This window comes from Geitlerinema sp. CS-897, from assembly GCF_028368005.1.
Taxonomy (GTDB): Bacteria; Cyanobacteriota; Cyanobacteriia; order Cyanobacteriales; family Geitlerinemataceae; genus Baaleninema; species Baaleninema simplex.
In genome coordinates this window covers 1-7,919 of record NZ_JAQNCQ010000285.1, presented here as the reverse complement: position 1 = coordinate 7,919, position 7,919 = coordinate 1, and the positions used below count along the sequence as shown (strand labels likewise).

The 7,919-nt window shown below is 53.4% G+C and carries 7 protein-coding genes and 1 pseudogene; 5 read left to right on the top strand and 3 right to left on the bottom strand.

The annotated features are described in order from the left end of the window. Positions 1-448: 448 nt before the first annotated feature. From POG22_RS17965 to POG22_RS17955, 3 genes are all read right to left on the bottom strand, one after another. A complete protein-coding gene (locus tag POG22_RS17965) occupies positions 449-679 on the bottom strand; it encodes a hypothetical protein (RefSeq protein ID WP_498906690.1) in 231 nt (76 codons plus the stop codon). Positions 680-907: 228 nt separating this feature from the next. Then, a complete protein-coding gene (locus POG22_RS17960) occupies positions 908-1,672 on the bottom strand; it encodes a DUF6816 family protein (RefSeq protein WP_498906689.1) in 765 nt (254 codons plus the stop codon). Between the two features lie 72 nt (positions 1,673-1,744). Continuing rightward, positions 1,745-3,001, bottom strand: a complete 1,257-nt coding sequence (locus tag POG22_RS17955; protein WP_498906688.1) for a D-alanyl-D-alanine carboxypeptidase — start codon at positions 2,999-3,001, stop codon at positions 1,745-1,747. Positions 3,002-3,079: 78 nt separating this feature from the next. Between POG22_RS17955 and plsX the strand changes: the two genes are divergently transcribed. The 5 genes and pseudogenes from plsX to POG22_RS17930 all read left to right on the top strand — a co-directional run. Beyond that, positions 3,080-4,090, top strand: a complete 1,011-nt coding sequence (plsX, locus tag POG22_RS17950; protein ID WP_498906687.1) for a phosphate acyltransferase PlsX — start codon at positions 3,080-3,082, stop codon at positions 4,088-4,090. A gap of 158 nt (positions 4,091-4,248) precedes the next feature. Next, complete coding sequence (locus POG22_RS17945; protein ID WP_017659592.1) at positions 4,249-5,253, top strand: beta-ketoacyl-ACP synthase III; 1,005 nt, start codon at positions 4,249-4,251, stop codon at positions 5,251-5,253. Between the two features lie 167 nt (positions 5,254-5,420). Then, positions 5,421-6,302 (top strand): ACP S-malonyltransferase, encoded by an 882-nt coding sequence (gene fabD, locus POG22_RS17940; RefSeq protein WP_498906686.1) that lies wholly within the window; start codon positions 5,421-5,423, stop codon positions 6,300-6,302. A gap of 736 nt (positions 6,303-7,038) precedes the next feature. Further along, complete coding sequence (locus POG22_RS17935) at positions 7,039-7,677, top strand: lysophospholipid acyltransferase family protein (protein WP_017659595.1); 639 nt, start codon at positions 7,039-7,041, stop codon at positions 7,675-7,677. A gap of 158 nt (positions 7,678-7,835) precedes the next feature. Continuing rightward, a pseudogene (locus POG22_RS17930) lies at positions 7,836-7,919 on the top strand (RNA-guided endonuclease TnpB family protein); the annotation flags it as partial.

Genomic DNA, 7,919 nt, shown 5'->3' with positions numbered 1-7,919 from the left:
GGATACGCAGAAAATCTTGGTAGAATGTCGGTAGCATTTTTTTGTTGGGGTGGCCGCAAACGCCACCCTCTTTTTTGGGACTCCTCTATTCTCTCAAACAATTGTCCCGTCTGGCTTCCGTCTACCTTGTCACCCTCTCAGTGGATTTTTATTCAATTTTCAGATCGAGACACACTTCTCGACTGTTTCGTAAAGAATTGACTCGAGCGCGTCAATTCTTCGAGCAGTTCGTTCTCGCCAGCAAGGGGTCTCAGCGAAACCGAAAATTCGACTCCACTTTCTACACTTTTGATGACCGACAGTGCGTCTCGAATTCAAGCATGAATTTCCACTGTAAAACTACCCTCCATTTCACGTTTAGGGGCGAACAGTTAAAAATTCAAAAATTCGTCAAAGCCAAAACAAATAGCGATTTAAGACTGCCAAGAATTCTTGTTTTCTCAGCAGTCTAGCAAATAACAGATAACTCGTTTTCAACTTTGACTTTGCCCTTGAGAATAGCCCGCAGCAATCGGTCGATTGCCCGTCTTTCTTCTTCAGAGAGCGTATCGTCCAAAATAGCTGCACGTAACCCGTACCGATCGGCAACTGCAATTTTTCCAGTCGTTCGGGCCGACACGAGCATTTCGCCGATCGCTCCGGGGATGAGCATCGTTCGCTCGATCGTAGATTTATGCATTCTAAGATATGACCCGGAGAAGACACTTCTAATTGTGATTAATCGAGTGAAGGATTTCTGTGATTTACTCCATCTCTCCAACGTGAGTTCGATCGTTAGAAAATTAGATCGACCTTACAATACCACAGCGATCGCGATCGTTGCAGTTTTTGTAATTTTAGGTTAAGGGTACGATCGCAGAAGAGACGAAAACGAGAGATCGAACAGTCCATCACCTCGTAACGAAATTCACGATACGTTGTCGGTCGAGCGATCGAGTTGCAAGCGATAGCGGTACAGAGCGACCGGACGACCGTTCGCCCGAAAATAATTCGGGTCTTTCGGAGACAAATAGATCGCGGTCATTTGGTCGGACTCGATCCGAGTCGGCGACGTGCGATAGTAAACCGTCGTGGTTTCCACCTCGTTCAGATAGATTTGTGGCCGCGTGCGAAAGACTTGATACGCCACTTCCGTCGCCACAAAGCGGTCGGGATTCAGACGTTCGCTGTTTCGGCCTCGCACCACCGACACTAACTGGCGTTTCGGCGGAATCCGCGTAATTTGGCGGTTGGGGTTGTCGGGATCGACGCGAACGGACACCTCGCTGTCGGGGCCTAAATACGCGCGAGCGATACTTTCGCCGTTGAAGGCGCGATCGGCGACAATGGGAGCGTCGGACTCACCATCGGAATTCAAACCTGACTCAGACGGCGACTGTGGCTGAAAGCGCACCTGAAACTGGAGCGATCGATCCAAATAGCGACGGTTGACCTCGTATCCTGGCGTAACGATGTCCGGGGCTAACGGTGCGATCGTTTCGACCAGCGTACTCGTTACGTCCCACGTTCCAGCCATCCACTGCGGATAAATCAAATCCCCTTTTGCCATACGGACGGGGGGTTTCCCCTGCCAGTTCGGAAACTGTGCCGCGCGATCGCCCAACTCCCCAGCGATCGCCATCGGCATCCACAGCCACCAGAAGCAAACAATCCAAACAATTCCTCGAAACACAGTTCAATAATCGATCGTTGACAGTTAACAATTGATAACGAAGCGAGATGAGGCAATGTCCCCATCACATCATCACATCATCTCATCGCCATATTGCGCCACGAGGCGATCGAGAAACTCGTCTTGAGCGCGTCGGAACGGGATGACGTAATCTTCGCCGCCATCGATCGCTGCGAACCAGACCAAACCGAGATCGCGGGTCGGAATTGCCCCCGCAAGGGCGCTAACGTTCCACAACGTCCCTGTTTTTACGATCGCCCCTTTCGGAATCCGCCGGTCTTCGAGAGTTCCCCCATCGCGGCCGGAAACGGGAAACACATCGGCAACCGTCCGACCGTCCGCAGCTAACCGACGCTGAATTGCGGCGAAGAGGGCGCAAGCCGCCCTCGGCGAAATGCGGTTGTCCTGTCCCAACCCCGAACCGTTGACGAGTTGGATTTCTGTTGGGGGAACCCCTGCCAAGCGTGCGGCCCGACGAGCGACCGTCGCCCCACCCCCCAACTGAGTCGCCAACGTTTCAGCCATGACGTTGTTGCTGTACACGTTCATCTGCTTCAAAAGGGTCAGCAGCGGTCGCGATCGATGCCGGTGTAGCAATCTCCCGACGGACGGGTTGTCGTCTGCCGAGCGGACTTCCCCGAGAATATCTAACTGCGGTTTGGGAAATGGTTGGGCAGAGTTCGCCGATAAACGCTTGTAGGCGTTTTCGAGATCCGGCGTCCACTGTCGCGCGTCGAAGGCCCGTTCGAGAAGGGTTCCAGCAGCGATCGGGTCGTCTTTAAAATTCATCGAGAACGTCGGGCTAACCCTGAGATCCCCCGAGACTCGTTGAATTCCCTGCCGTTGTAACTCGATCGCCACCGCGATCGCATCTTCCCACACGAACATCGGATCGCCCCCTCCCGCGATCGCCAGATCGCCATCGAGAGTTCCGTTCTCGAGGGTTCCCGTGCCATAAAAAGCCGTCTCGAAAGTGCGATCGCCGCCCCAAGTTTCCAAAGCGACAAGAGACGTAGCGACCTTCGTAATCGACGCAGCCGGTAGGGGAACCGTACCGCGATGGGATGCAAGGACGCGAGTTCCCGCTTGGAGCCAAAGTCCCTGATTCTCGGGGGCGAATCCTCGAGACGAGAGACGTCGTACATAGCGATCGACGAGCTGCTGGGCGGGTGGGTCTGTGTCAGTCGAGAACGCCAGTCCGGGTGCTTCCAACAACGGCGAGAGCGATCGCGGAGGGGGCAGCGTCGTTCCCGTCGTTTCTAACCAGAGCGCTACCGCTCCCGACGCCACCAAACTCAGCATTTTTTCCACCTCCGTCGGATGTGCCAACGGTCGTTTTCAATCCAGTTTCTCATTGCAGTTGGAGTGGTCTGGTAAAATTTGGGAGGCTTATACAAGATTCGATCGATGGCATTGAACAGGGCAAGGATTGCAGTAGATGCGATGGGCGGAGACTATGCCCCCGATGAAATCGTTTCTGGGGCGCTGCGAGCGCACGACGAACTCGACGTGGACGTTCTGCTCGTCGGCGATCCCGAAACGATCGAAGCATCCCTAGAACGACAAGATCTATCTTCCAATATCCAGATTATCCCCGCAGATGGGGTCGTCGAAATGCACGAAGAGGCGTTAACGGGGATTAAGCGCAAGCCCAAAGCATCCGTCAACGTTGCCATGGAGTTGGTCAAACAAGGACAAGCCGATGCTGTCGTGTCCGCCGGACATTCCGGTGCGTCGATGGCCTCGGCTCTCTTGCGCCTGGGGCGACTCCCCGGCATCGATCGCCCGGCCATCGGTGCGGTGTTTCCCACAATGGACCCCAGCAAATCCGTACTGATTTTAGACGTCGGTGCGATCGTCGATTGCCGCCCCAAATATCTCGAACAGTTCGCCCTTCTCGGCACGATTTACAGTCAATGCGTCCTCGGACGCCCCGATCCGAAAGTCGGTTTGCTCAATATTGGCGAAGAAGCCTCCAAAGGCAACGATCTCGCCGTTCGTACGTATCAAATGCTGGCCGACAACCCTCGCATTCCCTTCGTGGGGAACGCCGAAGGTCGCGACATCCTCTCGGGTAATTTCGACGTCATCGTTTGCGACGGTTTTGTCGGGAACGTTCTGTTGAAATTTGCCGAAGCGATCGGCAACGTGTTGTTGCAATTGTGTCAAGAAGAGTTGCTGCGGGATCTCGACGATCGCGATCTCTCTCATATCGTCCCCAACCTCAAACGGCTCAAACAGCGCATCGACTACGTCGAACACGGTGGGGGTTTACTCCTAGGCGTCAACGGAATCTGCGTGATCGGTCACGGTAGCTCTCACGCCATGACGATTTTCAACGCCGTTCGCTTGGCGAAAAACGCGGTAAACAACCGCGCGATCGAACGCATTCAAGAAAATCACCTCGTCGAACAGTAAACGGACTCGACGTGAGGTTTGTCGGAGACTTTGCCCGAAAAAGAACTGGCACGACGGCCGAGTCTTCGGTTTTGCTGGCAGAACGCAGTTCTTTCTCGCCTAAAGTTCGACCCCGAAGCGAGGACGGTGAGGGATACAACATACAGATCGAGTAACAGATGACGACATTAGGTATTGCAATTACGGGTAGTGGTGGGTCGACCCCAAACACGAGATTAGACAACGATACGTTAAGCCAGATCGTAGAGACCTCGGACGAGTGGATTTCGACGCGCACGGGAATTCGCCAACGGCGTTTGGCCAGTCCAGAGATGTCTCTGTCCGAACTCGCGGCGGCTGCCGCTCAGGAGGCGTTGGAGATGGCCGGTTTGAGTCCGTCGGAGGTGGATTTGGTCGTCCTCGCGACCTCGACGCCAGACGATCTTTTCGGAAGTGCCAGTCGCGTCCAACACCGTATCGGCGCACCGCAAGCGGTCGCCTTCGATTTGACTGCGGCTTGTTCGGGATTCGTGTTTGGATTGGTGACGGTCGCGCAGTTTTTGCGGACGGGGGTTTATCGTAACGCCGTGTTGATCGGTGCCGATATTTTGTCGCGTTGGGTCGATTGGTCGGATCGCCGGACTTGCGTGTTGTTTGGGGACGGTGCGGGTGCTGTCGTGTTGCAAAGGACTTCACCCGAGGACGACGGACTGTTGGGGTTTGAGTTGCGGAGTAACGGCGCGCAAAACGGTTGTCTGACGCTGGATTACAGTCATCGATCGCACGCTCTGGTCGAGAATCTCGAGGTCAGCCAGGGGAACTACAGCCGCATTGCGATGAACGGCCAAGAGATCTATAAGTTTGCGGTGAAGAAAGTTCCTGAAGCGATCGAAAAAGCCCTGTTCCGAGCGAACTTGACCAATGAAGATCTCGATTGGTTGTTGCTTCACCAGGCGAACCAACGTATCTTAGATGCCGTGGCCAAGCGGTTGAACGTTCCGAGCGAGAAGGTGATTAGCAATTTGGCTCGCTACGGAAATACGTCGGCTGCGTCGATTCCACTGGCTCTCGACGAAGCTGTGCGATCGCACCAAATTCAGACCGGCGACACGATCGCCGCCTCGGGCTTTGGAGCGGGGTTGACCTGGGGGGCGGCAATTGTGAAATGGGGTGGAGCGGCTTAGGGGCGAGCGAGCGCGGTTTAACGGGCGTCGAGATCGGGGTTCGTCCCGGATGTTGTAAGATGCTCGACCGGACGAGAGTTCGAGTGTAGGTTCTGTCGAACAGGTCGGCCAGAGCGAACGGGCTTTCGTCGAGCGAACGTTAATTAGAAAAATTTGAAGTAGTGACGATGAAAACAGCTTGGGTATTTCCAGGACAAGGCTCTCAAACGACAGGAATGGGGGTCGATTTAGCCGAACTGCCAGTGGCTGCTGAAAAATTCCAGCAAGCTGAGTCGATTTTAGGTTGGTCGGTACTCGAAAACTGTCGCACGGGCGACAATTTATCGCAAACTCTGTACACTCAACCTTGTTTGTATACGATCGAATGTATTCTCGTGGATTTGTTGCGGGAGCGGGGAGAACGACCCGACGCCGTCGCCGGTCACAGTTTGGGGGAATACGTGGCGTTGTACGCCGCTGGCGCGATCGATTTCGAGACGGGGTTGAAGTTGGTCAAACGCCGTGCGGAATTGATGGACGAGGCCGCAGAAGGGTCGATGGTCGCTTTGATGAAGTTCGATCGCGAACAGTTAGACGCGGCGATCGCCGAAACGGACGGCGTGGTTCTGGCTAACGATAACAGTCCGCTTCAGGTGGTGGTTTCGGGAACTTCCGAGGCGATCGAAACGGTATTATCGAAGGTGAAAGTCCGCCGCTCGGTTCGTCTCGATGTATCTGGTGCGTTCCACTCGCCGCTGATGGAAAAAGCCGCACGAGCCTTCGACACTGTTCTCGAACCGGTGGGATTTTCGGACGCGACGGTTCCTCTGTTGTCGAACGTCGAACCGACCCCCGAAACGCAAGCCGACGCTCTGAAATCTCGCCTACAGCAGCAAATGACGGGGCCGGTTCGCTGGCGGGAAATTTCCCTCCGTCTTCCTGATGAGGGGATCGAGCGCGTCGTCGAAGTGGGACCGGGGAAAGTGCTGACGGGATTGATCGGTCGTACTTGTACGGATTTAACGTTAGAAAATGTCGGAACGCTCGAACAGTTAAACGGTCGAAGCTAAATCATTTTTTTCGAGATTTTTGTCGATTCTAGGGTGGATATTTTCCACCCAGTTTAATTTTTTAGATTAAGGCGATCGCTAAAATTTAAGTGTTTTAAATCCTAAATTCTGACGCCTTAATCTTTTTTGAGCGTTCGACCTACAAAATTCAAATACTGGTTTAGTTCGATCCGAAAAGCCCCTCTATCCCCTCAACCCTCCTTTGAAAGGGGGGCTAAGGGGGGATGTGGTGAAGACTTCTTGAAACTCAGCTTATCGGCAACAAATTCCGTATAACTTCGTTAAAAAATGCAGTTACGCATCTACACCATTTGTAGGGTGGGCAATGCCCACCGACCTTTCCATTTAGTGTAATTTCGGTCGAACTGCGTCAGTCATAACTTCGTTAAAAAATGCGAAAAAGACCCAAAAAATGGCATTATTTGATTTGAAATTCATTTGTTTAAATCGAGAATTTAAAAAATTAAATATAATTATCAAAGATCGAAAAAGCCGATCGTTCAAAAAATAGATATAGCAGTTTCAAATGAGTCGTCAAAAATTAAAACGCCAGAAAAAATCTGATTCCCCGTTCCCCGTTCCCCGTTCCCGATACTGATTTAGGGTTGCTATATGCTTTCAATACAATTGGATCGATCGAAAAAAACAATTGAATTGCACTGATTTTTGTATAAACTGTTAACAGCATTTCGTCAAATTTCCTGTCAAACCTATCCATCCAATCCAGCAATCGAACATGGGTCGAAACCGCGAACCTGGCATTAGTCTTGCCCTGTACCACCTCTTCAAATGGTCGGTGGTCAGCCCGATGTTGCACGGCTACTTTCGCGGGCGAGTATTCGGCATTGAAAACGTCCCCAAAAGCGGGCCGGTCGTCGTGGCCAGCAACCACGCCAGCTTCTTCGACCCGCCCATCGTCGCCTGTAGCGTCCGGCGTCCGGTGGCGTTCATGGCCAAAGAAGAACTATTTTCAATTCCCGTCTTCAAACAGGCGATCCAACTGTACGGCGCGTATCCCGTCAAACGAAAAGCGGTCGATCGCCAAGCCATCCGCCAAGCCCTCGACTATCTCGAAAACGGCTGGGCGACGGGGATATTTTTATCGGGAACGCGCACGCGCGACGGAAAAATCCCCCATCCCCAACTCGGGGCTGCCCTCATCGCCGCCAAAGCCCAAGCTCCCGTTCTGCCCGTTTCTCTTTGGGGAACCCAAGATATCTTTCCGTCGGGATCGAAAATTCCCAGACCCGTTCCCGTCACCGTCCGCATCGGCGAGGCGATCGCCCCTCCAGAAAACCGCGATCGCGAGACCTTACAAGCCTTCACCCAAGACTGTGCCGACCGCATCGAACGACTGCACGCCCTCGGACGTTGAGGAGGGTCTATTTTCGGGCGCAGACGAGGGTACTCTACCAAGATCCGTCGCAGTGCTCCGCCCATAGCCGAGGGCTTGGGGGGTGGTGAAGCGACGGGAGGGAGTAGTTCGCTTAAGCCTAGGAAACAAATATTTATTTTCTAAGCTAAGATAGTTTCATGCTAAACCTGACGTGGGAATTCAAGCTAGAGCCAACGGCGGAGCAGGTTTCAGACATCGAACACATTTTGGATGTGTGCCGC

Coding starts and splice junctions, on each gene's coding strand:
- POG22_RS17965 (WP_498906690.1), bottom strand. CDS start 679: ATGCATAAATCTACGATCGAGCGAACGATGCTCATCCCCGGAGCGATC.
- plsX (WP_498906687.1), top strand. CDS start 3,080: ATGGCATTGAACAGGGCAAGGATTGCAGTAGATGCGATGGGCGGAGAC.
- POG22_RS17945 (WP_017659592.1), top strand. CDS start 4,249: ATGACGACATTAGGTATTGCAATTACGGGTAGTGGTGGGTCGACCCCA.
- fabD (WP_498906686.1), top strand. CDS start 5,421: ATGAAAACAGCTTGGGTATTTCCAGGACAAGGCTCTCAAACGACAGGA.
- POG22_RS17935 (WP_017659595.1), top strand. CDS start 7,039: ATGGGTCGAAACCGCGAACCTGGCATTAGTCTTGCCCTGTACCACCTC.